Genomic DNA, 25,911 nt, shown 5'->3' with positions numbered 1-25,911 from the left:
GCGGTTCATGACAAAGCATATGCAAGTCGACGCCGGAAACATATCAGAAACAAACGAAGACCATGAGAGGCACTCGACGCCGGCGCTGATCCTCGGCTCGATCGGCGTCGTATATGGCGACATCGGCACGAGCCCGCTCTACGCATTGCGCGAATCCCTCTCCCACACCGTCAAGGCGGACGCGCTGACGGAAGAAGCGGTCATCGGCGCGATCTCGCTTCTCATTCTCGCGCTCATCGTCACCGTCACGCTGAAATACGTCGTCTTCCTCATGCGCGCCGACAATCGCGGCGAAGGCGGCACGCTTTCGCTGATGGCTCTGGCCGAGTCGTCCGTCGGCGGACGCTCTCTCGCGATCTTTCTCCTGGGCGTCGCGGGCGCTGCGCTTTTTTCCGGCGACGCTATCATCACGCCGGCGATTTCGGTTCTTTCCGCTGTCGAGGGCCTCGAACTCGTCACCCACGGCTTCGGCGACTACATCCTGCCGATCGCGCTGACGATCCTGATTACGCTGTTCTGGGTGCAGAGTCATGGCACCGCGCGCGTCGCGGCTTTCTTCGGGCCCGTCATGGCCGTCTTCTTCGCCAGCATCGGCGCGCTCGGCGCCATGCATATCGGCGACGCGCCGCAGGTGCTCTGGGCCTTCGATCCGCGTCAGGGCCTGTCCTTCCTCTTCAACAATGGCTGGCTCGGCATCGCGATTCTGGGCTCGGTCTTTCTCGGCGTGACGGGCGCTGAAGCGCTCTATGCCGATATGGGCCATTTCGGGCGCTTCCCGATCCAGGCGGCGTGGATCGGCTTCGTGCTGCCGGCCTTGCTGCTCAATTATCTCGGCCAGGGCGCGCTGATCCTGTCGCGACCCGAGGCCGTCGACAATCCCTTCTTCCTGCTCGCGCCGGGCTGGGCGCTGCTGCCGCTCGTGCTGCTCGCGACGGTCGCGACCATCATCGCCAGCCAGGCGGTTATCACCGGCGCCTTCTCGATCGTGCGGCAGGCGATCCAGCTCGGGCTGTTGCCGCGACTCGAAATCACGCACACATCCGAGAAGCAGGAAGGGCAGATCTACATCGCCCGGGTCAATCGGCTGCTGCTGCTCGGCGTGCTGCTGCTCGTCATCGCCTTCCGCAGCTCGTCCGCCCTCGCCTCGGCTTACGGGATCGCAGTCACCGGCACCATGGTGGTGACCACCGCGCTCGCCTTCGTCGTCGTTCGCTATGACTGGAAATGGCCGCTCTGGCTCTGCGTTCTCGTCATCGCCTCCTTCCTTACGGTCGACCTCGCTTTTCTTGCGGCGAATCTCATGAAGATCGTCGATGGCGGCTGGGCGCCGCTGGCGCTCGGCGCGTGCGCCATGATCGTGATGTGGACCTGGGTGCGCGGCACGCGCCTTCTCAAGGAGAAGACGCATCGCGACTCGATCCCGATCGCGGAACTCATTCCCATGCTCGAAAAATCGAAGCCGATGCGCGCGCCGGGCACGGCGGTTTTCCTGACCAACGATCCCAATGTGGCGCCCACCGCTCTGATGCACAACATCAAACACAACAAGGTGCTGCACGAGCGCGTGCTGATCCTGTACGTGCAGACGGAGAACTGCCCGCGCGTCGCGCCGGAAAAGCGCTTCGAGCTGATGAAGCTCTCGGAGGATTTCGACCTCGCGGTCCTGCATTACGGCTACATGGAGAGCCCGCGCGTCCCGGCGGCGCTGGTCCTGATGCGCAAGGCGGGCTACAAATACGACATCATGACCACGAGCTTCTTCCTCGGCCGCCGCGTCGTGAAGGAGAGCGCCGCGTCCGAAATGCCGCCCTGGCAGGACAAGCTCTATGTGTCGCTCACCAAGCAGGCCGCGAACGCCACGGACTTCTTCTCGATTCCGTCCGACCGCGTGGTGGAGCTGGGGGCGCAGGTGACGATTTAGACCGCCATCGCGGGCCGGCGCCTAGTGATATATTCATGATATATGCCAACTGAGGAGTGGCGCCGGCGCCTGCAAACGCGAAGATTTTCAAGAACGGCCGAAGCCAGGCGGCGCGCCTGGCTGCGCCGTTCCGCTTCGAGGGCGCTCGGCGATATGGACATGCTCATCGCCGCGCATGCGATCTCCGTAGAGGCGACGCTTATCGCCAGTGACGCCGCGCCGCTCCGACTCTCTCGGTTGGTGAAAACGGGGGATTGGACGGCCAGTCGCCGAAGCCGCGACCGTAAGCGGACGCCGAACCGCGAAGGACCGACGCTCTGCGACGCCAGAGGGGGTGGACGGAAGGCGGGCCAGGGACTAAGCCTGCGGGCGAAAACGGGCGGGAGCACCGCCCAACCGGAAAGACCCGAAATTCTCATGTCCACCCGTATCGACGACCGTTTCGCCGCCCTCAAAGCCGAGGGCCGGGCCGCCCTCGTGACCTTCGTGATGGCCGGCGATCCCGACCCCGAGACCTCGCTCGCCATCGTCAGGGGACTCCCCGCGGCGGGCGCGGACGTCATCGAGATCGGCATTCCCTTCACCGATCCCATGGCCGATGGCCCGGCCATCCAGGCCGCGGGCCTGCGCGCGCTCAGGGCCGGCATGACGCTGAAAAAGACCCTGAAGCTCGTGGCCGACTTCCGCGCCGGGGACGATGCGACGCCCATCGTGCTGATGGGCTATTACAATCCGATCTACGTCTATGGCGTCGGCAAGTTCCTCGTCGACGCCGGGGCGGCCGGCGTGGATGGGCTGATCGTCGTCGACCTGCCCCCCGAGGAGGACCAGGAGCTCTGCATTCCGGCGCGCGACGCGGGTCTGAACTTCATCCGCCTCGCCACCCCCACGACCGACGACAAGCGCCTGCCCAAGGTTCTCGAAAACACCTCCGGTTTCGTCTATTATGTGTCGCTGACGGGCATTACGGGCGCGGCGCTGGCCGATTACGCGGGCGTGAGCGCGGCGGTGAAGCGAATCAAGGGGCATACGGGCCTCCCGATCGCGGTCGGTTTCGGCGTGAAAAACGCGGAGAATGCGGCCGAGATCGCCCGCAACGCCGATGGCGTGGTGGTCGGCTCGGCGCTGGTGGACGCCCTGAAAGCGTCGCTCGGCGCGGACGGCAAGGGGACCGAAAAGACCATCGAGGCGGTGACGTCGCTGGTCGCCAGCATCGCGGCCGGCGTGCGCGGCGCGCGCGGCGCGGCGGGCCCCGCCAAGAATGGCGGCGCTTTTTCCTGGCTCACGAGGCTTTGGGCATGAACTGGTATTCGAATGTCGTCCCGCCGAAGATCAAAGCCCTCATCAAGCGCGAGGCGCCGGAAAATCTTTGGGTGAAATGCCCCGATAGCGGCCAGCTCGTTTTCCACAAGGACATCGAGGCCAATCTCTACGTCGTGCCGAGTTCGGGCTATCATATGCGCTGCCCGGTCGACGTGCGGTTGACGAACCTGTTCGACAACGGCGAACTCGAGCTGCTGCCGACGCCGGAGGCCCCGGTCGATCCGCTGAAATTCCGCGACATCAAGCGCTATGTCGACAAGCTGAAGGAATATCGCCTCAAGACCGGCGCGCAGGACGCGGTGACGCTCGCCACCGGCAAGCTCGACGGCTCGCAGGTGACGGTCGCCGTGCAGGACTTCGAATTCCTCGGCGGCTCGCTCGGCATGGCGGCCGGCGAAGCCATCGTCGCGGGCGCCGAACACGCGCTCACCAAGCGCACGCCCTTCATCATCTTTACAGCTTCGGGCGGCGCCCGCATGCAGGAAGGCATGTTCTCGCTCATGCAGATGCCGCGCACGACCATCGCCGTGCAGCGCCTGCGCGACGCGCGCCTGCCCTATATCGTCGTGCTCACCAATCCGACCACGGGCGGCGTCACGGCCTCCTATGCGATGCTCGGCGACGTGCAGATCGCGGAGCCCGGCGCCATCATCGGCTTCGCGGGGGCGCGCGTCATCGAGCAGACCATTCGCGAGAAGCTGCCCGAGGGCTTCCAGCGAGCCGAATATCTGCGAGACCACGGCATGGTCGACATGGTGGCGCCGCGCCACGAAATGCGCGAGACGCTCGCGCGTCTGTGCGGTCTTCTGACCAAGGCGCCGCCGCGCCAGGCCGCCTGATCTCCGAAAGAAAGGCGCGGCCGCCATGGATCAGCATGACGCGATCCTGTCGCGACTGCTCACGCTCCACCCGAAGAAGATCGACCTGTCGCTCGGCCGCACCGAGCGGCTGCTGGAGGCGCTCGGCCGGCCGGACCTGCGCCTGCCGCCGACGATCCATGTCGCCGGCACCAACGGCAAGGGCTCGACCATCGCCTTTCTGCGCGCCATGCTGGAGGCGGCGGGCAAGAAGGTCCATGTCTACACCTCGCCCCATCTCCTCCGCTTCAACGAGCGCATCCGCCTCGGCGCGGAAGGCGGCGGGAAGCTCGTGGACGACGAACGCCTCAACGCCGTTCTCGAGCGCTGCGAGGAAGCCAATGGCGGCCAGCCGATCACCTTTTTCGAGGTGACGACCGCGGCGGCCTTCTCGCTCTTCACCGACAATCCCGCGGACTGGCTGCTGCTCGAAACGGGGCTCGGCGGGCGCTACGACTCGACCAACGTCATCACGAACCCCAAAGCGACGATCGTCACCTCGGTGTCGCTCGACCATATGGAGTTTCTGGGCGATACGGTCGAGAAGATCGCCTACGAGAAGGCGGGGATATTCAAGCGCGGCGCCCCTGCCATTATCGGCTTCCAGTCGGAGGCGGCGGAAAGGGTTCTGGAGCGCGAAGCCCGCCGCATCGGCGCGCCGCTCGTCGTCGCGGGCCAGGATTTCCATGTGCGCGAGGAAAACGGCCGGCTCGTCTTCGAGGACGAGCGCGGGCTGTTGGACCTCCCCCTCCCCCGCCTTCCGGGACGCCACCAGCATCAGAACGCCGCCAACGCTATCGCGGCTTTACGCGCCGTTGCGCCCGAGATTCCGGCGCGCGCCATGGAGGCGGGCCTCACCCGCGCCGAATGGCCCGCGCGCCTGCAGCGCCTGCTGCGCGGCCATATCGTAGACGCCGCGCCGGCGGGCGCCGAGGTCTGGCTCGACGGCGGCCACAATGAGGATGGGGGCCGCGTGCTGGCCGAGGCCATGGCCGAATTCCACGACCGCTCGCCCCGCCCGCTCGCTCTGGTCTGCGGCGCGCAGACGACGAAGGACGTGCGCGCGCTGCTCAAACATTTCGCCGGCCTCGCCCGCGAGGTCGTCGCCGTGCCGGTCGAAGGCGAGCACAAGAGCTGGCCGCCCGAGGAAGTCGCGGCGCTGGCCAGGGCGGAGGGCATCCCCTCGACCGCCGCGGCGAACAGCGTCGAGGAGGCGCTGAACATCCTGTCGGCGCGCCGCTTCGGCCAGCCGCCGCGCGTGCTGATCGCGGGATCGCTCTATCTCGCGGCGGCGGTGCTCGCGGCCAACGGGTCGCGGATCGAGTAGCCTCGTAGTCGTTTGAATGCGGGGCGTGAGCGAATCCCTCCCCTTTACGGGGAGGGCGGCCCCGCCAAGGGCGTCTGTAAAGACGCCCGTCGCAAGCGACGGGCTATGGCGGGGTCGGGTGGGGTAAGGACCGAACAATGTAATGGCTGCGCGAACCCTACCCGGCGGTCTTCGACCGCCGACCTCCCCGTAAAGGGGAGGTAGAAGGGCGCCAACACGCCGAGATTCTCGTTCACCCATTCCCCGATCGGTTAGCCTGATCGCAATTCACAGAAGTGGCGAGAGCGTATAAGGAGGGTCCGCAACGCGGGCGTACGCTCCCTTCTCCCGCTTGCGGGAGAAGGTGTCGCCCCGAAGGGGTGACGGATGAGGGCCCTCACCCGACCCCTGCTCACGCGGGGGCCACCCTCTCCCGCAAGCGGGAGAGGGAGTCTCCGGCCGTTTTCTTGGGAGCCCGAATAAATGACCCTGATGTTGGCCAGCGTTCTGTCGCGCGAAGAGGCGGAGACCGCCCTCGCCTATGGGGCCGACATCATCGACTGCAAGGATCCGGACCGGGGCGCGCTTGGCGCGCTGCCGTTGGCGAAGGTCGCGGAAATCGTGGCGGGGGTGAATGGGCGCCGGCCCGTCAGCGCTGTGGTTGATCTGCCCCATGACGTGGCGCAAGCCCGCCGCGCCTTCGAGGAAGCGATCAAGACCGGAGTCGAATATGTCAAATTCGCCCTGCCGCTGACGCCGGACGCCGACGAAATGATCGCGGCGCTCGCCCCGCTCGCCGAGCGGGTCAAGCTCGTCGCCGTGCTCTTCGCCGATCTTCGGCCGGATTTCGCGCGTCTGCCGGCTCTGGCGAAGGCCGGCTTCCACTGCGCCATGCTGGATACGGCGCATAAAGAGAACGGCCGCCTCATCGACATCATGACCGTCGGCTCTCTTTCCGAATTCACCGAGCGCTGTCGGGAGCTGCGGCTCGCCGCCGGCCTCGCCGGCGCGCTGGAGCCGCCGGACGTGCCGCGCCTGCTCGTCACCGGGGCCGACGTCATCGGCTTTCGCGGCGCGCTTTGTGCGCATGGCGACCGCAAGGGCGCGCTTTCGGCGCCCGCCGTCGCGCTCATCCGCGACCTTATCCCCACGCGCCGCGACGTCGTCGAGGAAATGGCCGCCGAATGGTCGCTCATCGCGCGCGGCTTCATCGAGCCCCCGGGCGCGAACGACACCGATTGCGTCTTCCTGCACGATTACGTCGTGCCGATGGAGGTGGGCGCCTACGCCCATGAATACGGCCATACGCAGCGCGTGCGCTTCAATGTCGACGCCGAGGTGAGCCGCATCGAAGTATCCGACGACATGCGCGCCGTCTTCTCCTACGACGTGATCATGGACGCGATCAAAATGATCCTCTCGGGCGGCCATATCGCCATGGTCGAGACGATCGCCGAACGGCTTGCGGAAAGCGTGCTGCTGCATGAGCGCGTGCGCTCGGTGACGGTGCAGGTGGAAAAGCTCGACGTCGCGCCCGGCGCCGTCGGCGTGAAAATTCGCCGCGAGCGCCATGCGGGCGCGCGGCGCTCGATCCCGAGCTGACGCGATGACGGGCGCGCCTCTCCTCGTCGTCAAGATCGGCGGTTCGCTCCACGACTCGCCCGATCTCGCGCGCTGGATCGAGGCGCTACGCCGCTGGCCGCATCGTCTCACCCTCGTCGCGGGGGGCGGCCCCTTCGCCGACGCCGTGCGCGCCGCGCAGCCGAAGCTGCATTATTCGGATGAGACCGCGCACGCCATGGCCGTGCTCGCCATGGAGCAATATGCGCTGGCGCTGGCGAGCGTCCACGGTCTCGGCCTCGCCGCGACGCGCGAGGAGATCGACGCTATCCACGCGACGGGGCGCATCGCGCTCTGGCGCGCCTCGACGATGGTGGCCGCGGCGCGCGACATCGCGCCGGGATGGGACGTGACTTCCGACAGCCTCGCCGCCTGGCTCGCGCGGCAGACCGGCGCCCATGCGCTGCTGATGGTCAAGAGCGTCGATATCGGCGCCGATTCTGCTTTGGAGGCCCTCGCCTCGGCCGGCATTGTCGATCCGGCCTTTCCTGATTATGTCGGCGGAACGCCCGTCTACGTCGCCGGTCCGCGCGTGCTCTCCGATGCCGGCGCGCGTCTCGCCGGAGGCGCCCTGCCCGGCGCGCCTGTCGCCTCCCGAACACAGAAGATCGCTTCATGACAAAAAAGAAGGACGTCGTCACGCCGCGCTGGGGCTGGGCGCTCACCGGCTCCGGCCATTTCTTCACCGAATGCCTGGAGATGATCCGGTCGCTCGACCATTGCGACCTCTTCGTCAGCAAGGCCGCAGCGGAAGTCGTGCGCATGTACAAGCACGACCTGGAGCTGCCGGATACGATCCGCATCTTCAAGGACACGACGGCAAGCGCGGCGCCCGTCGGCAATTTCTATTACAATGTTTATCACACGCTGGTCGTCGCGCCCGCGACCTCCAACACGGTGGCCAAGGCCGTCGTCGGCATCTCCGACAATCTCGCGACCAACGTCTTCGCCCAGGCCGGGAAATGCCGCGTGCCGACCATCGTCTTCGCCTGCGACACCGCGCCGGAGCTTGAGACGCGCGCGCCCAAGGGCATGGTGATGGTCTATCCGCGCCGCATCGACCTGGAGAACACCGACAGGTTGAAATCCTTCGAGGCGACGCAGGTGGTCGAAAGCCTCGCCGCGCTGGTGGAGGCGGTGGAGCGGCGCAAGCGAGAGCTGGCGGAGCAGGGCTGAGCGGGTCACTTCCGCCCGACCGCCTCCAGGGGGAGGTGGAGATCGCGCCTTTGACAACGGCTTGCGCGATTTGACGACGCTTCCCACCCTCCCCTAGAGGGGGAGGGTCGGCGCGAAGCGCCGGGGTGGGGTGACCTCGCGCGCACCCGAGAAAGCACAGTTATGACCGAACGCCTCCTCTTCCTCACCGGCCACCTCGCCTATCCGCGTCTGGAGCGGATGGTTGCGGGCTTCGGCGAGGCGGCGCGGGACTGGCGCATTCACGATATCGGCGTGAAGGTCGCGGCGCTCATGACGCAGGAGATCATTCAGCGCCGCCTGCCGCGTCCGCTCGACGCCGATCGCGTCATCCTGCCCGGCCGTTGCCGCGCGGACCTCGACGCTCTGACGAAGGAGTTCGGCGCGCCTTTCGAGCGCGGGCCGGAGGAGATCGCGGATCTTCCCGCCTTTCTCGGCCGCGGCGGCGCCAAGCCCGACCTCTCGCGGTACGATATGCGCATCTTTGCGGAGATCGTCGACGCCTCGAAGATGAGCGTCGCCGAGGTCGTCGGCAAGGCGCAGGAGCTTGCGCGGGGCGGCGCCGACGTCATCGATCTCGGCTGCCTGCCCGACACGCCCTTCGACCATATGGAGGAGGCGATCGCGGCGCTGAAGGCGCAAGGGCTGAAGGTCTCGGTCGACTCCGCCAATGTCGCGGAGCTGACGCGCGCCGCCAAAGCCGGCGCCGACCATCTGCTCAGCCTTGACGAAGAGACTTTGTCGATCCTGCCCGACAATTCGCCCCTCGTCCCGATCCTCGTGCCACGTCCGCATGGCGATCTGGATTCGTTGCAACGCGCCGCGCAAATCGCACGCAAGCGCGGCATCGATGTCATTCTCGATCCGATACTCGACCCCATCCATTTCGGTTTTGCGGCCTCGATCGCGCGCTATGTGGAGATTCGCGCGCGCGAGCCCGAGGCCGAAATCATGATGGGCACCGGCAATCTCACCGAACTCACCGACGCGGATTCGGCTGGCGTCACGGCGGCCATGCTCGGAATTTGCTCCGAGCTGAACATCCGCCATCTCCTCACCGTGCAGGTGAGCCCGCATACGCGCCGCACGCTGCAGGAGCACGACGCGGCGCGGCGCCTGATGTATGCGGCGCGCGCCGACCGCGCTCTGCCCAAGGGCTATAGCGACGCGCTGCTGCAGGTGCATGACAGGCGCCCCTATGCGACGACGCCCGAAGAAATCGCCGAGCTTGCCCGCGAGCTGCGCGACGCGAATTTCCGTATCGACGTGACGCTCGATGGCGTGCATGTTTTCGCCAAGAATTTTCACTGCGTCGAGAAAGACGCCATGTCGCTCTTTCCGCATCTGAACGTCGAACATGACGGCGCGCACGCCTTTTATCTCGGCGCGGAACTGATGAAGGCCGAGCTCGCCTACAAGCTTGGCAAGCGCTACCGCCAGGATGAGCCGCTCGACTTCGGCGCCGCGACCGAAATCAAGGAAGAAGACGCGACCCGCTTCAAGGAAATGGGTCACACCATGCGCAAGGCGGGCGGGGGAAAAGGCGATGCCTCTGATTCGTGAATGCGTCCTAACGACGCTGTCGCCGGAAGGCCGCCCGCATGTCGCGCCGCTCGGGCTGATCGAGGAAGGCGACTGCTGGATCGCCGCGCCTTTCCGTCCGTCGAAGACGCTCTTCAATCTCGAACATAGCGGGAAGCTCACGGCGAGCTTCACCGACGACGCGCGCGTTTTCGCGGGCCTCGTCGTCGGCCAGCGCAGCTTTCCTCTGACCGACATCGAGAACTGGCCCGCGCCGCGCCTCTCCTGCGCCCTCGCCCATGCGGAGCTGGAGATCGCGCGCGTGGAGGAAGACGCGGTCCGCCCCCGCTTCTTCTGCCGTGTCAAGCACACGGAATCCCACCGGCCGTTCCTCGGCATGAACCGCGCCCGCGCCGCCGTGCTGGAGGCCGCGATTCTGGCGACGCGCCTCGGCATGTTGTCCCGCGAAAAGATCGACAGCGAGATCGCCTATCTCAAGATCGCGATCGACAAGACCGCCGGGGCCGCCGAACGCGAAGCCTGGGACATGGTGATGGAGAAGATCGCCGCGCATTTTGCAAACATAAGATAGCTGCTTCGCCACGACGCTCGCCGCGCATTTTGCGAACCCGACTTGCAATCGGATGAACGCCGGGCCTCCCCTTCACGGGGAGCGACTATCTGGTCTGTCAAGGATGGACTGGAGGGAAAGCGTCCCTGGCTTCTCTTGCTCTTGCGTTGAGGATGACGAGAAGTTTTCGGGCGAGGGCGATTCGGGCGACCATTTTGGGTTTTCCCTTCTGGATGAGGGCGTTGTGGAAAGCCTTGAGCTTCTCGTCGAAGCGCATTGCGATGCCGGCGACGAGGAAGAGGATGGAGCGAACGCGGGCGCGTCCGCCGCGGATGTGGCGATTGCCCCTGCGGGCGCCGCTGTCGTTGGCGATGGGGGCGAGGCCGGCGAGCTTGACGATCGCCTTGTTGGAATAGACGCCGATCTCCGGGAGCTCGGCGAGGAGGCGGGCGACAGTGCGGTCGGCGACGCCCTTGACGCTGCGCAGGGCGGCGTCGAGGCGCGCCCAGAGCGGATCCTTTTCGATTTCGGCGGCGATCTCCTTCTCGAAGCGGCGGGCCTCCGCATCGAGGAAGGCGATGACGGCCTCGATGCTGCCGCGCGCGAGAGCGTCGCTTGTCGTATGGCGGCGCTGCTTTTGCGTGACGAGGTCGGCGACGATCTGCGAGAGACGCGTGGTCAGCGCCTCGAGACGCTGCTGGGCGTCGCTGGGCGGCTTTGTCTCGACGATGTTGAGGGCGCGGGCGGCGCCGGCGATGAGGCGGGCGTCGATCGCGTCGGTCTTCTCCAGCGCGCCGGCCGCCTTGGCGAAGTCGCGAACCTGGCGGGGACTGACGCGCGCGCAAGGTAGGCCGCTTTTCCAGAGCAGGAGAAAGGCGAGCTTTTCGAGGCCGCCGGTGGCCTCCATGGCGACGAGCGCGACGCCGTGCTCTCGGCAGAAGCCGGCGAGCGCGTCGACGCCCTCGGCGGTGTTGTCGAAGGCGGCGGCGACGTTGGGCCCAGCGACGAAGACGTCGAGGCGCGCCTTGGAAACGTCAACTCCACAAATGATCTTTGCCACGGTAACCTGCCTTGTGCGTGCGATTGCAAATCAAGCGACTGTTCGGTCGTGCGCAACTGCGGCGACGATCCCAGGCTCCCCGACGGTTGTAGCCAAAGGGTGGGCGGGCGACATCGCCGCGCGTCGGGAGGGATGGCCATCCCTCCCGACGCAGGTCGCTTGAATCTCACAAATCCGTTGATAGGCAGATACAAGGGTGGCCCTGCGAAGCAGGGTCGGGTGGGGTAAGGCCCCAACTTAAATATTGTGGCGCGGCGCAAACCCCACCCGGCGGTCTTCGACCGCCGACCTCCCCGTAAAGGGGAGGTAGGGCGGCTGGGATCGTTGCGACCCACAGGGGCTCGGCGCAACCCCGCCGGGGCTTTATGCACGGAAAGGCTTATGAAGGCCGCGAACCGCGCCCGATAAAGAACGCCCCCGCGAGCAAGCCGATGCCCGCCATTACGGCGCCGGCGCGCAACTGCGCGGGGTCGACAACCGCGACATCATTCTTCGCGCGCACGGTGAAGCGCCCGCGCGCGCCGTGGTCGCGATCGTCAGGCCCGAGGAGCTCATCCGGGTCGTCCGGCAGCACGGGATCGTTCGACAACTGCGCCTCATAGGCGTTGCGCGCAAGATAGCGGTCGAGGAAACCCGGCGCGATGAACTGACCGAGGATCGACTGAATCGTCGGCGCGCCGAGCCAAAGCTCGCGCGGCGCTTTTCTTGAGTCGACGACGCCGAGCATCGCCTCCGCCACGGCCTCGGGTTCGTAGACCGTTCCGATCGGCTGATGCCGCCGCGTGAAATGCATGTGCGACCAGTCGAATTGCGGCGTGTTGACGCCGGGGAGCTGAACCATTGTCAAGCGAATGCCGCTCCTGTCGTGCAGAAGCTCGGCGCGCAGCGAATCGGTGAAGCCGCGGATCGCGAACTTCGCCGCGCAATAGGCGGATTGCAGCGGGATGGCGCGATAGGCGAGCGCCGAGCCCATCTGGATAATGAGGCCCTCGTCGCGCGGCCGCATGTGGCGCAGCGCCGCGAGCGTGCCGTGGACGACGCCAAGATAGGTGACCTCGGTGACGCGCCTGAACTCGTCGGGCGTGATCATGTCCACCGGGCCGACCACCGTCTCCATCGCGTCGTTGACCCAGACATTGATGCGCCCCCAGCGCGCGACGACCGCTTCAGCGGCGGCGAAGACGTCGTCTGGCTTCGAGACGTCCGCAAGCAGCTCGAAGGGTTGGCCGCCCGCATGCGCCACCTCGCGATAGGCGCCGTCCAATCCTTCCGGACTGCGGGCCAGCATGGCGACCCGGTACCCCCGCCGCGCAAAGGCGACGGCGACGGCGCGACCGATTCCGGCGGACGCGCCGGTGACGACGGCGACAGGCGTTTCCTCTTGTGAACTCATTCGCGCGCTCCCTTACGCGCATTACATCGGCGCGCGGGGGCGGCGGGCAACCTGAACAGCGGTCCCGGCGACGGGTCAGCCCGAGCTCATCCGCTCTCCGTCCGTTCCGCCGCGCTGCGCCGCGCGGCCGCGCCGATGAGGCTCTCGCCATAGGGCGCGAGCGGCACGGTGAGGCAGACGCTCTGCGCCGGCAGCACTTCGCGCCAGTCCGCGATGAGCTGCTTATAGGCCCTGCCGACGGCGCGCGGCCTGCGATCGAGATCGTAGAGGCCAAGGGGACAGATATGGCCCTGCGCTTTTCTCAGGGCGATGTCCCAGTCTATCTGGTCGATGAGCGAATACCAGGTGAAGCCGACGATCGGCATCCCGCTGTTTCTCACGCGCAGCACATTCGCCCACTCCTTGCGAAGCCAGCGCACCGCCTCGTCGCCGCGGGGGCCCTCGCATGTATTTGTCTCCGTATGCATCACCGGCAGACGATAGCGCTCGTAATATTGGCGCGTGATTTCATTATAGCCGAAAATCTCGCCGGACGACGTCGTCTTGCCTTCGGCGGTCACGCTGTGCTCATTGGCCTCGTAATAATCGTTGCCCATGATGCAGTGGCTTTTGAGATGCTCCCGCATGAAAAATTCATATTCCTCACAGCGCATGCCGTTATCCATCAGAAAGCAGAACATTTCCGAATTGACGCGCCGGCCGTAATTGAGGTCGAGCGAAAGAAAGCGCCTTTCATTGAGTTTCTCCGCAGGGTCGATGGCGCGAGGATTGTCCGCGTGAAAATATTCGGTCGACTCGCTCTGCACGAAGATCGCGTCCGGCCGCACCAAGAGAATGGCGTGCATCGCAAGCACGTTGCCTTTGACGATATGCTTGAGCGCGGCGACGAAGCCTGCGTCGCTTGTCAACTGCTCGTTCCACCAGCCATAGGCGGCGGAAAAGGTCGCGCACACGAACATCTCATTGACGGGCGTGAAGAGCTGGACGAAGGGGAAACGTTCTGCGAAGGCCCTCGCATAGCAGGCGAAGAGCTCGGGAAAGTCCGGATTCTGGAAATCGCCGATCCAGTCGGGCACGCCGAAATGACAGAGATCGGCGATGGGAATGATTCTCCGCCTGCGCAGATCGCCAAAAGCCAGATCGGCGAACTCCCAATCATAGCGGCCGGGGCCAAGCCATGTTCGGTGCAGCGGCAGCCCGTAGCGCAGCGTCTTGACCCCGAGGTCCTGAACGAGATCGAAATCTTCGCGCCAGCGCCGGTAGTGGTCGCAAAGCTCCATTTCGTCGATGCGCTTGCGTCCATGCGCGATTGTCGGGCTGCTGTTTTCAATGCCCGTGCTGAACATGAAATGTGTCATCGCGCGCTCCTCGCCCCGCCAATCAGTCGGTTAGCTAGAGCGCGCTACGAAAAAGTGGGAAGCGGTTTTTCGCGTGAAGCGCGCTCTCAACCTTTGGAATCGATCACGTCGCCTGGTTTGGGCGATTCCGCCTAAACGCAGCATGATCTAGAGCGCGTTCGCAAAAGTTGGCGGCGTCGCGCAAGGAAGGCGCGCTTTTACCTCGCCGCTTCCGGTCGCGTGCAGGGTCGCATGCGAGCGGAGCGCGGGTTCAGCGAGCGCGACGCTCGAGGCGCAAATATCCCCAGGGATGGGCGAAGCCGGGGCCGTCCGCCTTTCGCCAGCCGCGCGCCGCCAGCGCGGCCGCGACATAACGGTTGAACCACCCGTGTCCAACGAGCGCCGCCGGGCCTGATTCGCTGGCGGCCGCAAGTCGCTCGGCGCAAGCGCCGGCGCGACGGCGGAGGCCGTGGCGGGCTTCGGCGAGGGCGGGGCTGAATTCCCCGCGGGCGCGCGCAAGCGCCAGCCAGGCGAAGACGGGAAGGCGCAAGCTCGTCCTGGGTGCGACCGGCGGCGCTTCGCGGAAATCCGGGGCGACGACATCCGCGCGAAGATCGAGGCGGGCGAGCGTCTCGCGCACGCGCGGCGCGTCGCTCGCCAGGACCGCGGCGACGTCGGCCAGCTGCTTCGAAAGGCTTTCCGGCGGCCGCGCGCTTTCGGCGAGCCCTGCCGATTCGTAGGCGTCGACGAAGACTCCGAACGCCTCGAACGACAAAAGCCCCGTCGCCTTCAGGGCGACAGGGCCGTGCCGGACCAGAACGATCTTGCGCAATCAGGCGGTCGCGCCGGCCTGCTTCTTCTCGATTTCGCGCTTAAGCGCGCGGGCGCCCTGCGACAGCTCCTCGTCGCGCGCCTTGGCCAGGAAAGCGTCGAGGCCGCCGCGATGCTCGACCGAGCGCAGCGCCGCGGCCGAGATGCGCAGGCGCACCGAACGGGCCAGCGCCTCGGAGGCGAGCGTCACATTGACGAGATTGGGCAGGAAACGCGTGCGCGTCTTGCGATTGGAGTGGCTGACGAGATTGCCCGTCTGCACGCCCTTGCCGGTCAGCTCGCAACGCCGGGACATGGAACTTCCTTTCGAACCGTTTAGACAATCCATGCGCCGGGCGGGGCATGCGCGCCCGCGGCCGTCAGCGGATGGGTGGAAACGACACAAAAGGCTCGCCACAGAACAAGTTCCGAAAAAGTTGACTAGACTTTTCGATCGGAACTCGCTCACCCAAAAAGATTGAGAGCGCGCTTTCTGACGAAAGCGCGCCGGCGCCGAGCCCTGTTCGCGCGCCTTATAAGTCGAAAGCGTGACGAGCGTCAACCGGCGAAGCTCGTTCAAGGTGCGGGAAAGCCCCCGCCGCGGCGTATTCGCCTCTGGACATTGGCGGCGTTCTGGGCTCTAAGCCTCCTCGTCGCTCCGGGCTGGGCCGGGCGCGCGCCCGCGCCGTTCTTCATGCCCGGAATCATCGAAAATTGACAGAGCCGGAGCCTGTCCTCCCGCCGCGCCCGCCGTTCGGCGCCGGGCCAGAACGACAAAGGTTAGGGATTTTCCAATGGCCAAAGCAATCCTGCATATGCTCAGCACTTTGAAGCATATGAGCCCCTTCGACGTGAACATGGCCCTCGACGCCGGCTACGACGCCGCGGTTCCCTACACCAACGTCACGCTCGACGAAGTCACGGCGCTGGTCCAGGACGCGATGTTCTCCCGCGCGCCCTCCGCCGCGCTGAAGACCGGCATCTTCTTCGCCGGCCGCGACGCGGTGCTCGCCCTCGACATGCTGGAAGCCGCCCAGAAGGCGCTGCTGAAGCCGTTCGAGGTGTCGCTCTTCGCCGACCCTTACGGCTCCTTCACCACCGCCGGCGCCATGGTCGCCTGCACGGAGAAGGTCCTGAAGGACAAGAAGCAGCGTGAGCTGAAAGGCGCCAAGATCGTCATCTACGGCGCGACCGGCGTCGTCGGCTATTCCTCGGCGGTGATTGCGGCTCTCGAGGGCGCCGAGGTCACGATTGTCGGCTATTCAGGTCTGGAGCGCGTGGCCAAGCAGGCCGACGAGATGAACAGGCGCTTCAACATCAAGGTGTCGCCGGCCGACGGCAGCTCGCCGGAGATGGTGCGCAAGCTGCTGCTCGACCATGAGATCGCGCTGTGCTGCGCCCGCGCCGGCGTGCAGGTCCTCTCGAAGGGAGACCTCGCCGCCGCCAAGAACCTGCTGATCGCGGCGGACGTCAACGCGGTGCCCCCGCTGGGCGTCGAGGGCTGCGGCCTGCACGACAACGGCGTCGCGATCTCCGAGCATGGCGCGCTGGGCATCGGCGCGCTCGCGATCGGCAACGTGAAATACGGCGCCGAATCGGGCCTCTTCAAACAGATGGTCGACTCCGACAAGCCGCTCTGCCTCGATTTCCGTCACGCTTTCGCGCTCGCGCGTCAGCTCGTTTGATTTATTCGCGCCGCCGGGACCACGGTCTTGGCAAAGTCACGCGAAACTGATTGAGTGCGCGCCGCGGAAGGCCCGCGGCGCTTCTCAAGGCCGGCGCAATTATGCGCACGGCGCTTTCCGAAACGCCTGCCGCTGCGGCGGGGCGTAGGTTTCTTCGAAAGGAAACGCACATGGCGAAGATCAACAAGATGCTGGTCGGCGAGTCGCTCGTCGGCGAAGGCAACGAAGTCGCTCACATCGACCTCATCATGGGTCCGCGCGGCTCGGCCGCCGAGCTCGCTTTCGCGAACGCGCTCGTCAACAACAAGGACGGCTTCACGACCCTTCTCGCGGTCGTCGCCCCGAACCTGCTCTGCAAGCCCAACACGATCCTCTTCAACAAGGTCACCATCAAGGGCGCCAAGCAGGCCGTCCAGATGTTCGGCCCGGCCCAGCACGGCGTCGCCAAGGCCGTCGCCGACTCGGTCGCCGAGGGCGTGATCCCGGTCGACGAGGCTGACGACCTCTTCATCTCCGTCGGCGTGTTCATCCACTGGGACGCCAACGACGACAAGAAGATCCAGGACTACAACTACCAGGCCACGAAGGAAGCCATCGCCCGCGCCGTCCGCGGCGAGCCGAAGGCCTCCGAAGTCGTCGCCAAGCGCAACGAGGCCAAGCACCCCTTCGCTCCGAACTGAGTTCGGGCCGGGAGCCAAGCTTAAAAGGGGGGCCTTGCGGCTCCCCTTTTCTTTTGGTGATTGGCTACTGCTCTTGAGGAGGGAGGTCGCCGCCGCCGGCCTCCCGCGCGGGCGCTTACCGCCCGCTCCTCCGTCAAATGTGGACGGCTATGATTCACCCCCGCCTTGCCGCGCGAGGCGTCCCCGGTTGGGGTGGAGCGAGGCTCAAATGACCGCGATCATCGGCTGGGACATTGGCGGCGCCCATGTGAAGGCGGCGCGGGCCGAGAACGGGCGCATCGTCGCCGTTACGCAGCGCGCCTGCGCGCCGCATCTCGGTCTCGCGCATCTCGAAGCGCCGATTCGCGAAACGCTTGCCGAGCTTGGCCCCGCCACGCGCCATCGCGTCACCATGACGGCCGAGCTGTCGGACGCTTTCGAGGATCGCGCGACGGGCGTCGTTTCGGTCGCCGCCCTCGCCGCGCGGGAAATCGGCGCGGACGATATCCGCTTCTATGCGGGCGCGCGAGGATTCGTCGGGCGCAGCGAGATCGCTAGCGCAGCCGAAGCCGTCGCCTCGGCCAATTGGCGCGCAAGCGGCGAGCTTGTCGCGCAGCATTGCCGCGACGCGCTTTTCATCGACCTCGGCTCGACGACGACCGACCTTGTTCCGATCCGAGATGGCCGTGTCGCTGCGCAGGGCGTGACAGACGCGGAGCGTCTCGCCTGCGGGGAACTTGCCTATGCCGGATTTTCGCGCGGCGCCCCGCAAGCCTATGCGCGCTTCGCCCCCATCAACGGACAGTGGACGCCGCTCGTCAACGAAGCTTTCGCCTCCATGGCCGATGTTCGGCGCGTGCTGGGCGATTTGTGCGAGGGAGAAAGCTCCGCCGATCTGTCGCCGACCGCGGACGGCAGGCCGAAGACCGTCGCGGCTTCGCGCGCGCGCCTCGCGAGGCTCTTGGGCCGCGACGGCTCAGGATTGTCCGATCGTCAGGCGCATGCACTTGCGGCTTATCTCGCACGCGCGCAGATGCGGCTCATCGAGGACCAGATTGCGTTGCTCGCCTCGCGCGACGCCGTCGCGCCCGACGCGCCTTTCATCGGCGCCGGCGTCGGCCGAATGCTTGCGCGACGGCTCGCGGCTTCGCAGGGGCGAGGCTATCGGGATTTTTCCGAATTCATTATTGCGCCGGAAGAGCTACGCGCCGCAGCGGCCAATTGCGCGCCGGCGGCGGCCTTGGCGCTCGTGGAGATTTAAGCTCGCTTCGCTGCGCCCCCATCCGGCGCGTCGCGCCACCCCGCTTCGCGTGAGAAGGGGGTGTGCGCCATTCGGGCTCACGCCCCTAAGGCGGCGATCTCGACGAAGCCAACGGCCTGCCCTTCTCACGCGAAGCGGGGGAGGGTCCGGGAGGGGGCGCCTCCCTTACCCCCGCACATCCGGCGGCGTCGCCTCGTCGGCCAGCAGCTTCAGCGCTTCGTCGATCCCCATCTGAGTCTGCTGCTGCGAGCCAAGACGGCGCATCGAGATCGAGCGTTCCGCCGCTTCCTTCTTACCGGCGACGAGAAGCACCGGAACCTTCGCGAGCGAATGTTCGCGCACCTTGTAGGTGATCTTCTCGTTGCGCGAATCGACGTCGACATTGAGCCCGAGCTTGCGCGCGGCCGCCGCGACCTCATAGGCGTAGTCGTCCGCCTCCTGCGTGATCGTGCAGATGACGATCTGCAGCGGCGACAGCCACAACGGCAGATGGCCGGCGTAATGCTCGATCAATATGCCGGTGAAGCGCTCCAGCGAGCCGAACATGGCGCGGTGGATCATCACCGGCGTCTTCTTCTCGCTGTCTGCGCCGATATAGAAGGCGCCGAAGCGCACCGGCAGATTGAAGTCGACCTGCGTCGTGCCGCATTGCCATTCGCGGCCGATGGCGTCGCGCAGCGTATATTCGAGCTTCGGCCCATAGAAGGCGCCCTCGCCTTCCTGAACGCTCGTCTTCAGCCCGCGCTTCGCCAGCTCGTCGAGCACGCGCCCAAGCGCGGCTTCCGCCTTGTCCCAGGCTTCGTCCGAACCGACGCGCTTTTCGGGACGCGTCGAGAGCTTCACGACGACGTCGTCAAAGCCGAAATCGCGATAGATCGTCAGGATGAGGTCGTTGATCTTCAGCGCCTCCTCCATGATCTGGTCTTCGGAGCAGAAGATATGCGCGTCGTCCTGCGTGAAGGCGCGCACGCGCATCATGCCGTGCAGCGCGCCCGAAGGCTCGTAGCGATGCACGACGCCGAATTCGGCGATCTTCACAGGCAGATCGCGATAGGACTTGAGACCGTTCTTGAAGATCTGCACATGGCCGGGGCAGTTCATCGGCTTAATGGCGAAGACGCGCTCATCCTCCGTCTTGGTGACGAACATGTTCTCGCGGTACGTCTGCCAATGGCCCGACGTTTCCCACAGCGCGCGGTCGAGCACCTGCGGCGTGTTCACTTCCGTGTAACCGGCCGCCTTCTGCTTGCGGCGCATGTAGGACACGAGCGTCTGAAATAGCGTCCAGCCTTTCGGATGCCAGAAGATCGCGCCCGGTCCCTCCTCCTGGAAATGGAAGAGATCCATCTCGCGGCCCAGACGGCGATGGTCGCGGCGCTCGGCTTCCTCGAGCCGATGCAGATAGGCGTCGAGCTCTTCCTGAGTCGCCCAGGCCGTGCCGTAGATGCGCGACAGCATGGGCCTCGTGGAGTCGCCGCGCCAATAGGCCCCCGCGACCTTCATGAGCCTGAAGGCCGTGCCGATCTTGCCGACCGAGGGCAGATGCGGGCCGCGGCAGAGATCGAGCCAGTGGCCCTGCTTGTAGACGGAAAGCGGCTCGTCCGACTTGATGCTGTCGATCAGTTCGCCCTTGAAGGTCTCGCCCTTGGCGATGAACCACGTCTTGGCGTGGTCGCGGTCCCATTCCTCGCGCACGATCGGCGCGTCGCGCGCGACGATTTCCTTCATCTTCTTCTCGATGACAGGAAGGTCCTCGAGCGTGAAGGGCTCGGCGCGATGGAAATCGTAATAGAAGCCGTTTTCGATCACCGGCCCGATCGTCACCTGCGTGCCGGGATAAAGCTCCTGCACGGCCTCGGCCAGCACATGCGCCGCATCGTGGCGGATGAGCTCCAGCGCGCGCGGATCGTCGCGCGAGACGAACTCGATCTTCGCGTCCTTCCGGACGGGCTTCATGAGATCGACGAGCTCGCCGTCGAGCGTCATGGCGACGCTGCGCTTGGCGAGAGAGGGGGAGATGCTCTTGGCGATGTCGAAACCCGTGACGCCGGGCTCGAACTGACGGGACGCCCCGTCGGGGAAAGTAACCGCAACCATGCCGTCGCTCCTGTCGCGCTCAATCGCCGACACGGATCGGCGTAAGTCGCTTGGGCTGAGTGAGGAGCGGTTTTTAGCGCCGCGGGCGCGCGGGCGCAATCCAGGCGTGAAAACAATGACGGTCGATAAGACAATCCCGCCGACCCCCCTCCGGTCGACGGTTTCAAGCGACGGTCACTCGCTCTCTTCGTCGCCAGCCTCTTCCCGATGCGCTTCCGAAACGGCCGAAGCCACGTCGGCGACGGAGAGGAACTCGTCCTGGTCGACGTCCTGGAGAATGTCGCCGAGACGCGCGGAGCTGTCCTTCGTCCAGTGAACTTCCTCCTTGCCGTGTTCGCGGATCAGATCCTCCTTGGAAATCGGGAAGCTTGCGCCATGCAGCGCCTGCGTCACCGAGGCGACGCCGAAGGCGAAGCCCTTGGCCGGGCCCTTATGGCCGCTGCCGCGTCCCTCGCCCGTGTTTTCGGTCGTTCGAGGCATGACGCCCTCCGGATCTAGTGCTTCTTGCCTTTGCCCGTCGAGCCGCCGCCCTCGGCGCGCTTGCCTTCCTCGATGAGCTCCTTCACGCGCTGGCCGCCTTTATGGCCGAGTTCCGAATAGCCTTCGGGTCCAAGCTCTTCCTTGCGGATCTCGCCACCCATCTTGCCGGCTTCCTTGACGGTCATCGGTCCCTTCGCGCCTGATTTGCCGCCCTGCGAACCTATCTGTTTCTGTGGCATTTTCTTTCCCTTTCGACGGAACCCGCACTAGGCTTCGCCGTCCTCTTCTTCCGTATCCTCGATGTCTTCGCCAACGTCCTCGCGCTCGGCGCGCTTGCCTTCTTCAACAAGCTGCTTCACGCGCTGGCCGCCCTTGTGGCCGCCGAGCCGTCCCGCCTCCTCGACGGTCATTTGGCCTTGCCGGGTCGGCGGCTTTTCCTGCTCTGTGTGCTTCTGGGCCATTCATGCCTCCTTTCATGCGAGGAGCCGTCAGCGTCGGGGCGCGCCTTTGCCGCCCTTCTCCTGATGTTCCTCCGCGCGCTTACCTTCCTTGATCAGCTCCTTGACGCGCTGGCCGCCTTTATGGCCGCCCTTCTCGCCGCCGAGACGGCCAGCCTCCTCGACAGTCATGCGCCCATTGTCGGATCTCTCCGGCCGCCGCTCAGTCTGTCGTTGCGTCATCTCGCTTCTCCATCAGCCAAAGCGCTTGTTGCGAGAGCGGCGTCAGTGGCGCGGCTTGCTGTGTCCGCGGCCCGTCTCGCCGCCTTCGCCCTCTTCGTCTTCATTCTCCGCGCCTTCGCCGGCCTCGGCGCGCTTGCCTTCCTCGATGAGCTGTTTCACGCGCTGGCCGCCCTTATGGCCGAGTTCCGAATAGCCTTCCGGGCCGAGCTGTTCTTTGCGCGCTTCACCGCCCATCTTGCCCATCTCGGAATAGCCTTCCGGGCCAAGCTGCTCCTTGCGCGCTTCGCCGCCCTTCTTGCCCATCTCGGAATAGCCCTCGTGGCCGAGCTGTTCCTTCCGGACCTCTCCGCCCATCTTGCCGATCTCGGAATAGCCCTCGGGACCGAGCTCTTCCTTGCGGATCTCGCCGCCCATCTTGCCGGCTTCCTGCACCGTCATCGTGCCCTTTGTCTTCTGCGAGCCTTTTTCGTGTTCCGTGCCATGCTGGCGGGCCATTGTGACCTCCCGTTACAAGTTGCGCTGGAAGTTCGGGGCCGGTTTTCTTGTCCCCTGCCGAAACGAACGCCCAGGCGCATGTTCCGGTCCTCGACGGCTGCTTGCCGGCCAGCGCGATCGTCCAAGCCGAGCAGCCTGCCGTCTGGCTGTCGCGGCGCCCGCGCCTCAGCCGCTGAAGCGCCGCCCGCAATCGCCAAACCATCGAAGATCAGCGCTAGATCGGTTGCCCGCTGAGCATGGGAAGTAAGTACGAATACGTAGCCGGGCGTTCATGCCCCAAAGACGTTGGCGACGCTCTCGCCAGTTGCGTTCCGCTTTTCGCGCCAGCATGTTTGGCGCGCTCTCGGCCGCGACCTTTTTCCTGCGTGGCGCGTTGAAGGCGCATGAGCCCGACTGATGCGAGGCAAGATCGTGATCGGCTTGGCGCGGGGGCGCAGCGCACGGTTTATGAGCGCGCCTTTTTCTATTTCTCGACCGATTGGCGCTGGATCGCGATGCTTGTCGCCCTCATCGGCGTTTCCGTCGCGGTGGGCCTTCTCGAAGCGTGGCCGCTCGCCATTCTCGTCGACACCGTTTTGACGCACGAGCCGAGGACCGGCTGGCTGCATCATTATTTCCTCGCCCTGCTGCCCGACGACAAGCCGGGACAGATCCTCGGCCTCGTCTTCATTGGATTGACGCTTCAGGTCGTGGGCTACGCGGCGTGGATGGCGCGCATGATGATCAACGCCTATCTGAGCGCCTGGGGCACGACGCGCGTGCGCGCGAGCCTCTTTGCAAAGCTGCAGCGGCTCGATCTCGCCTACCATCAGTCGCGACCGCTGGGGGACTCGCTCTACCGCCTCACCACCGACGCCTTCGGCCCGTGGGGCATTGTCGACATCATGATCGGCACCTCCGTCGCCGCGGTGACGCTCACCGTGATGACCACGATCATGCTCTCGCGCAATGTGGGACTGACCGTTGCGGCCTTCGCCGTCGCGCCCCTCATCCTGTGGAGCAACTGGCGTTTCGGCTTGCGCATCCATCAGCGCGCGCTCGAGTCGAAGCAGATCGACGCCGATCTGACCGCGCATATCCAGCAGGCGATGGCGCGCGTTCCCCTGTCGCAGGCGTTCCGCCGCGAGTCCTGCGAGTTTCATCGATTCGACGAAGCCGTGTCGCGCAGCGTAAAGGCCGTTCTGCGCCTCAATTGGCAGGAGCAGCTCTACCCTCTCGCACGCGACACCATCCTTTCCGTAGGCTCCGCCATCATTCTCGGCTATGGCGGGTGGCTTGTTTATCGCGATCAGTTTCTCGCGCCCGTTCCCGACGGCATGACGGTCGGCGCCCTCATCGTCTTCATGGATTATCTGCGAAAGCTGTGGGACCCGCTGAAATGGCTCGCAGAGTTTTTCTCGAAGATCAGGACGTTCGAAGCCGCCGCGCGGCGCGTCTTCTTCGTGCTCGACGCGCCGGAGGCGATCAAGGACAAGCCCAATGCGCGCGCCCTCGCTCCACGTCCGCGCAGCCTCGCTTTCGACCATGTGTCCTTCGGCTACGAGCCCGGCCGCCTCGTATTGTCCAATGTCGCGGCGACAATCGCGCCTGGCGAGATGACGGCATTTGTCGGCCCCAGCGGCACGGGCAAGAGCTCGCTTCTGAAGCTGATGTTGCGCTTTCACGATCCCTCGAGCGGCGCGGTGCGGCTCGACGGCGTCGATGTGAGGGACGTGCGGCTCGCGGATCTGCGCTCGCATTTCGCCTTCGTGACGCAGGACAATCTCATGTTGCCGACGACGGTGGCGGAGAACATCGCCTATGGCCGTCCCGCGGCGGCGCGCGATGAAATCGAAGCGGCGGCGACGCTCGCGGGCGCTGCGGATTTCGTCGCCGATCTTCCGAAAGGCTACGATACGACCTTGAGCGAAGGGGGCGCCAATCTCTCCGGCGGACAACGTCAGCGCGTGGCCATTGCGCGCGCCCTGCTCAGCGCCGCGCCCTTCCTCGTTCTCGACGAGCCGACGAGCGCGCTCGATCCCCAGAACGAGCAGATGCTGATCGAGACGCTGCATCGCCTGAAACGGCGCCGCACGATCGTGCTCGTCACGCACAGGCTTCATTCGGTCGTCGACTGCGACCGCATTTTCGTGATGGAAGCGGGCCGCATCGTGGCGCGCGGGCGCCATGAACAGCTCCTCGCGCAGGGCGGCCCCTATGCGGCGCTTTGGCGTGGAGAACTCACGGAACGGCCGCTCGAACCGGTCGCGGCCGCGGAAAATAAGCGTGACCACCCAATATTCTATAGATATAGTTGACTAAAGAAGTAATGCGCGTTAGAACGCAAGCGTCGCCCGCAGGAAGCTTGCGCGCAAATGCAGAAGGCAAATGCAGAAGGAATGTCTTCCTTGCCCCCGGAAGTCGGCCAGCAAATCCCAATGACGCTCGGCCGCTCCCGTCGGGCGCCCGCGCCCATCAAGCTCGCAGGCGCATTGGAAGCGCTGATTCCAAAGGCGGAAGAGGCCGAGCAATTTCTCAAGGCGCTCGCCAACGCTCACAGGTTGATGATCCTTTGCGAACTGCTCAAGGGGGAAGCCTGCGTCACCGAGCTGCAAAACGCCGTGGGCTTGAGCCAGTCCGCCCTCTCCCAGCATCTCGCGCGGCTACGGCAGGATGCGCTTGTGAAAACGCGGCGGGAATCGCGAACCATCTATTATTCGCTCGCCGACGACCGCGTTAAGCGGATGATCGCGCTGCTCCACGACATCTTCTGCGCGACCTGAAAAGGTTAACCGCCGAGCCGCCCGGGGCGGGGCCGCCAACTCCGCCTGCAGCTTCGGGCCGTGAGCGGCCGCGCCTCCGCTCGCAGCGGTCAACCTTCTGATTCGCAGAAAGAAATCAACTCTTTTATTCTTCACAACCTTTCGGGGAAGGAACAATTTTAACGGTCGCGCTAATCGTCTGATTACGAGTTCACACTACTTCTTCGCGCGTCGGATAACCGTTTGATAACCATCGCGGCCGCGCTTTCAGACGCGCGAGCGTGCGGGTTGGGCTCTGGCAGGAGCTTAGATGAAGCAGCCGATCACGCGAGAACTCTACGCCTATTGGGGCCGCCTGAAAGGGGCCCGCCTTGCACCCGAGCACAATGACATCGACCTCCTGGCGATCCGCCATCTGCTCGCCGACGTTTTCACAATTCAGATCGACAGGCCGCGGCGCTTCCCGCTGAAAATGTGCGGCACGCGGATCAACGCCTATTGGCTGGCCGATCAGAAGGGCAGATCCTTTCTCGAGCTGTGGGAGGCCGGGGATCGAGACAAGGTCGCCTCCGCGATCGCGGCCGTGACGGAAGAGGTCGAGCCTCTCGTCGTGGGCGCGCGCATCGACGCGAGCGAAACCGCCGCGCTCGACATGGAATTATTGCTGCTGCCGCTGCGCCACTTCGGAAAGACGCACGCGCTCATGCTGGGCTCGCTCACGCCAGCCCAGCATCCCGCCTGGCTCGGGCGGAGACCGGCGTCGGCGTTGAACCTTCACTCGATGCGGATCCTTCACGCGAGCGAATTGCGCATGCCGACGCTACGTCATGGCGAGCCGCCGGGGCGGCCCAACCTCGTGATACATGAAGGCGGCAAGGCGGAAAGCGCCCGCCTCTGAGC

The 25,911-nt window shown here is 65.5% G+C and carries 26 protein-coding genes; 15 read left to right on the top strand and 11 right to left on the bottom strand.

Annotation, left to right across the window (positions count from 1 at the left end):
- Positions 1–7: 7 nt before the first annotated feature.
- The 9 genes from ACNHKD_RS07430 (at position 8) to ACNHKD_RS07390 (ending at position 10,334) form a co-directional block, all read left to right on the top strand.
- Entirely contained in the window at positions 8–1,921 is a 1,914-nt protein-coding gene (locus ACNHKD_RS07430) for a potassium transporter Kup (RefSeq protein WP_442756436.1), read from the top strand.
- A 417-nt stretch (positions 1,922–2,338) separates the two neighbouring features.
- Complete coding sequence (gene trpA / locus ACNHKD_RS07425; RefSeq protein WP_442756435.1) at positions 2,339–3,223, top strand: tryptophan synthase subunit alpha; 885 nt, start codon at positions 2,339–2,341, stop codon at positions 3,221–3,223.
- Complete coding sequence (accD, locus tag ACNHKD_RS07420; protein WP_442756434.1) at positions 3,220–4,083, top strand: acetyl-CoA carboxylase, carboxyltransferase subunit beta; 864 nt, start codon at positions 3,220–3,222, stop codon at positions 4,081–4,083. The genes trpA and accD overlap by 4 nt, the downstream gene beginning before the upstream one ends.
- A gap of 25 nt (positions 4,084–4,108) precedes the next feature.
- Entirely contained in the window at positions 4,109–5,428 is a 1,320-nt protein-coding gene (locus tag ACNHKD_RS07415) for a bifunctional folylpolyglutamate synthase/dihydrofolate synthase (protein ID WP_442756433.1), read from the top strand.
- A 462-nt stretch (positions 5,429–5,890) separates the two neighbouring features.
- Entirely contained in the window at positions 5,891–7,009 is a 1,119-nt protein-coding gene (locus ACNHKD_RS07410) for a (5-formylfuran-3-yl)methyl phosphate synthase (protein ID WP_442756432.1), read from the top strand.
- Positions 7,010–7,013: 4 nt separating this feature from the next.
- Positions 7,014–7,646: an amino acid kinase family protein gene (locus ACNHKD_RS07405; RefSeq protein WP_442756431.1), complete on the top strand. Its 633-nt coding sequence runs from the start codon at positions 7,014–7,016 to the stop codon at positions 7,644–7,646.
- The gene (locus tag ACNHKD_RS07400; RefSeq protein ID WP_442756430.1) at positions 7,643–8,203 is read left to right on the top strand and encodes a flavoprotein; all 561 of its coding nucleotides are present in this window, start codon (positions 7,643–7,645) and stop codon (positions 8,201–8,203) included. The genes ACNHKD_RS07405 and ACNHKD_RS07400 overlap by 4 nt, the downstream gene beginning before the upstream one ends.
- 162 nt (positions 8,204–8,365) lie before the next feature.
- Positions 8,366–9,784: a DUF6513 domain-containing protein gene (locus ACNHKD_RS07395; RefSeq protein ID WP_442756429.1), complete on the top strand. Its 1,419-nt coding sequence runs from the start codon at positions 8,366–8,368 to the stop codon at positions 9,782–9,784.
- Entirely contained in the window at positions 9,768–10,334 is a 567-nt protein-coding gene (locus tag ACNHKD_RS07390; protein ID WP_442756428.1) for a DUF447 domain-containing protein, read from the top strand. Before ACNHKD_RS07395 ends, ACNHKD_RS07390 begins: the two co-directional genes overlap by 17 nt.
- Before the next feature lie 97 nt (positions 10,335–10,431).
- Here ACNHKD_RS07390 and ACNHKD_RS07385 read toward each other — a convergent pair whose 3' ends face one another.
- The 5 genes from ACNHKD_RS07385 to rpmB form a co-directional block, all read right to left on the bottom strand.
- Positions 10,432–11,373 carry an IS110 family transposase gene (locus ACNHKD_RS07385; RefSeq protein ID WP_442756427.1) on the bottom strand — a complete coding sequence of 314 codons (942 nt, stop codon included), beginning with the start codon at positions 11,371–11,373 and terminating at the stop codon, positions 10,432–10,434.
- Positions 11,374–11,752: 379 nt separating this feature from the next.
- Complete coding sequence (locus tag ACNHKD_RS07380) at positions 11,753–12,766, bottom strand: SDR family oxidoreductase (protein ID WP_442756426.1); 1,014 nt, start codon at positions 12,764–12,766, stop codon at positions 11,753–11,755.
- An 86-nt stretch (positions 12,767–12,852) separates the two neighbouring features.
- On the bottom strand, positions 12,853–14,124 hold the full coding sequence (locus ACNHKD_RS07375) for a family 1 glycosylhydrolase (protein WP_442756425.1): 1,272 nt from the start codon (positions 14,122–14,124) through the stop codon (positions 12,853–12,855).
- Between the two features lie 250 nt (positions 14,125–14,374).
- A complete protein-coding gene (locus ACNHKD_RS07370) occupies positions 14,375–14,935 on the bottom strand; it encodes a hypothetical protein (protein ID WP_442756424.1) in 561 nt (186 codons plus the stop codon).
- Positions 14,936–15,229 carry a 50S ribosomal protein L28 gene (gene rpmB, locus ACNHKD_RS07365; RefSeq protein WP_442756423.1) on the bottom strand — a complete coding sequence of 98 codons (294 nt, stop codon included), beginning with the start codon at positions 15,227–15,229 and terminating at the stop codon, positions 14,936–14,938.
- A 478-nt stretch (positions 15,230–15,707) separates the two neighbouring features.
- On the opposite strand from rpmB, the gene ACNHKD_RS07360 reads away from it, so the two are divergent.
- From ACNHKD_RS07360 to ACNHKD_RS07350, 3 genes are all read left to right on the top strand, one after another.
- Positions 15,708–16,598: an NAD(P)-dependent methylenetetrahydromethanopterin dehydrogenase gene (locus ACNHKD_RS07360; RefSeq protein ID WP_442756422.1), complete on the top strand. Its 891-nt coding sequence runs from the start codon at positions 15,708–15,710 to the stop codon at positions 16,596–16,598.
- Positions 16,599–16,768: 170 nt separating this feature from the next.
- Positions 16,769–17,278, top strand: a complete 510-nt coding sequence (fae, locus tag ACNHKD_RS07355; RefSeq protein WP_442755815.1) for a formaldehyde-activating enzyme — start codon at positions 16,769–16,771, stop codon at positions 17,276–17,278.
- 208 nt (positions 17,279–17,486) lie between these two features.
- Entirely contained in the window at positions 17,487–18,518 is a 1,032-nt protein-coding gene (locus ACNHKD_RS07350; RefSeq protein WP_442756421.1) for a hydantoinase/oxoprolinase family protein, read from the top strand.
- A gap of 165 nt (positions 18,519–18,683) precedes the next feature.
- Here ACNHKD_RS07350 and thrS read toward each other — a convergent pair whose 3' ends face one another.
- From thrS to ACNHKD_RS07320, 6 genes are all read right to left on the bottom strand, one after another.
- Positions 18,684–20,615 (bottom strand): threonine--tRNA ligase, encoded by a 1,932-nt coding sequence (gene thrS, locus ACNHKD_RS07345; protein WP_442756420.1) that lies wholly within the window; start codon positions 20,613–20,615, stop codon positions 18,684–18,686.
- Between the two features lie 174 nt (positions 20,616–20,789).
- Entirely contained in the window at positions 20,790–21,095 is a 306-nt protein-coding gene (locus ACNHKD_RS07340; protein WP_442756419.1) for a DUF5789 family protein, read from the bottom strand.
- Between the two features lie 14 nt (positions 21,096–21,109).
- Positions 21,110–21,334, bottom strand: a complete 225-nt coding sequence (locus ACNHKD_RS07335) for a hypothetical protein (protein WP_442756418.1) — start codon at positions 21,332–21,334, stop codon at positions 21,110–21,112.
- Positions 21,335–21,361: 27 nt separating this feature from the next.
- Entirely contained in the window at positions 21,362–21,556 is a 195-nt protein-coding gene (locus tag ACNHKD_RS07330) for a hypothetical protein (RefSeq protein ID WP_442756417.1), read from the bottom strand.
- 27 nt (positions 21,557–21,583) lie between these two features.
- Positions 21,584–21,775 (bottom strand): hypothetical protein, encoded by a 192-nt coding sequence (locus ACNHKD_RS07325; RefSeq protein WP_442756416.1) that lies wholly within the window; start codon positions 21,773–21,775, stop codon positions 21,584–21,586.
- 42 nt (positions 21,776–21,817) lie between these two features.
- Positions 21,818–22,270, bottom strand: coding sequence for a KGG domain-containing protein (locus tag ACNHKD_RS07320; protein ID WP_442756415.1), 453 nt, complete (start codon positions 22,268–22,270; stop codon positions 21,818–21,820).
- Positions 22,271–22,653: 383 nt separating this feature from the next.
- Between ACNHKD_RS07320 and ACNHKD_RS07315 the strand changes: the two genes are divergently transcribed.
- The 3 genes from ACNHKD_RS07315 (at position 22,654) to ACNHKD_RS07305 (ending at position 25,909) form a co-directional block, all read left to right on the top strand.
- Entirely contained in the window at positions 22,654–24,567 is a 1,914-nt protein-coding gene (locus ACNHKD_RS07315) for an ABC transporter ATP-binding protein (protein WP_442756414.1), read from the top strand.
- Positions 24,568–24,648: 81 nt separating this feature from the next.
- On the top strand, positions 24,649–25,032 hold the full coding sequence (locus ACNHKD_RS07310) for an ArsR/SmtB family transcription factor (protein ID WP_442756413.1): 384 nt from the start codon (positions 24,649–24,651) through the stop codon (positions 25,030–25,032).
- 289 nt (positions 25,033–25,321) lie between these two features.
- Entirely contained in the window at positions 25,322–25,909 is a 588-nt protein-coding gene (locus ACNHKD_RS07305; RefSeq protein ID WP_442756412.1) for a PAS domain-containing protein, read from the top strand.
- Positions 25,910–25,911 lie beyond the last annotated feature (2 nt).

This window comes from Methylocystis sp. JAN1, from assembly GCF_052186135.1.
In the GTDB taxonomy this organism is placed as follows: domain Bacteria; phylum Pseudomonadota; class Alphaproteobacteria; order Rhizobiales; family Beijerinckiaceae; genus Methylocystis.
Note: the sequence above shows the minus strand (reverse complement) of the source record. Positions and strands in the feature narration are given on the sequence as shown.

Bases quoted from the DNA above. Each gene is read 5' to 3' on its own strand.
- ACNHKD_RS07430 (WP_442756436.1), top strand. From the start codon at position 8: ATGACAAAGCATATGCAAGTCGACGCCGGAAACATATCAGAAACAAAC.
- trpA (WP_442756435.1), top strand. From the start codon at position 2,339: ATGTCCACCCGTATCGACGACCGTTTCGCCGCCCTCAAAGCCGAGGGC.
- accD (WP_442756434.1), top strand. From the start codon at position 3,220: ATGAACTGGTATTCGAATGTCGTCCCGCCGAAGATCAAAGCCCTCATC.
- ACNHKD_RS07415 (WP_442756433.1), top strand. From the start codon at position 4,109: ATGGATCAGCATGACGCGATCCTGTCGCGACTGCTCACGCTCCACCCG.
- ACNHKD_RS07410 (WP_442756432.1), top strand. From the start codon at position 5,891: ATGACCCTGATGTTGGCCAGCGTTCTGTCGCGCGAAGAGGCGGAGACC.
- ACNHKD_RS07405 (WP_442756431.1), top strand. From the start codon at position 7,014: ATGACGGGCGCGCCTCTCCTCGTCGTCAAGATCGGCGGTTCGCTCCAC.
- ACNHKD_RS07400 (WP_442756430.1), top strand. From the start codon at position 7,643: ATGACAAAAAAGAAGGACGTCGTCACGCCGCGCTGGGGCTGGGCGCTC.
- ACNHKD_RS07395 (WP_442756429.1), top strand. From the start codon at position 8,366: ATGACCGAACGCCTCCTCTTCCTCACCGGCCACCTCGCCTATCCGCGT.
- ACNHKD_RS07390 (WP_442756428.1), top strand. From the start codon at position 9,768: ATGCCTCTGATTCGTGAATGCGTCCTAACGACGCTGTCGCCGGAAGGC.
- ACNHKD_RS07380 (WP_442756426.1), bottom strand. From the start codon at position 12,766: ATGAGTTCACAAGAGGAAACGCCTGTCGCCGTCGTCACCGGCGCGTCC.
- ACNHKD_RS07375 (WP_442756425.1), bottom strand. From the start codon at position 14,124: ATGACACATTTCATGTTCAGCACGGGCATTGAAAACAGCAGCCCGACA.
- rpmB (WP_442756423.1), bottom strand. From the start codon at position 15,229: ATGTCCCGGCGTTGCGAGCTGACCGGCAAGGGCGTGCAGACGGGCAAT.
- ACNHKD_RS07360 (WP_442756422.1), top strand. From the start codon at position 15,708: ATGGCCAAAGCAATCCTGCATATGCTCAGCACTTTGAAGCATATGAGC.
- fae (WP_442755815.1), top strand. From the start codon at position 16,769: ATGGCGAAGATCAACAAGATGCTGGTCGGCGAGTCGCTCGTCGGCGAA.
- ACNHKD_RS07350 (WP_442756421.1), top strand. From the start codon at position 17,487: ATGACCGCGATCATCGGCTGGGACATTGGCGGCGCCCATGTGAAGGCG.
- thrS (WP_442756420.1), bottom strand. From the start codon at position 20,615: ATGGTTGCGGTTACTTTCCCCGACGGGGCGTCCCGTCAGTTCGAGCCC.
- ACNHKD_RS07340 (WP_442756419.1), bottom strand. From the start codon at position 21,095: ATGCCTCGAACGACCGAAAACACGGGCGAGGGACGCGGCAGCGGCCAT.
- ACNHKD_RS07335 (WP_442756418.1), bottom strand. From the start codon at position 21,334: ATGCCACAGAAACAGATAGGTTCGCAGGGCGGCAAATCAGGCGCGAAG.
- ACNHKD_RS07330 (WP_442756417.1), bottom strand. From the start codon at position 21,556: ATGGCCCAGAAGCACACAGAGCAGGAAAAGCCGCCGACCCGGCAAGGC.
- ACNHKD_RS07325 (WP_442756416.1), bottom strand. From the start codon at position 21,775: ATGACGCAACGACAGACTGAGCGGCGGCCGGAGAGATCCGACAATGGG.
- ACNHKD_RS07320 (WP_442756415.1), bottom strand. From the start codon at position 22,270: ATGGCCCGCCAGCATGGCACGGAACACGAAAAAGGCTCGCAGAAGACA.
- ACNHKD_RS07315 (WP_442756414.1), top strand. From the start codon at position 22,654: ATGAGCCCGACTGATGCGAGGCAAGATCGTGATCGGCTTGGCGCGGGG.
- ACNHKD_RS07310 (WP_442756413.1), top strand. From the start codon at position 24,649: ATGTCTTCCTTGCCCCCGGAAGTCGGCCAGCAAATCCCAATGACGCTC.
- ACNHKD_RS07305 (WP_442756412.1), top strand. From the start codon at position 25,322: ATGAAGCAGCCGATCACGCGAGAACTCTACGCCTATTGGGGCCGCCTG.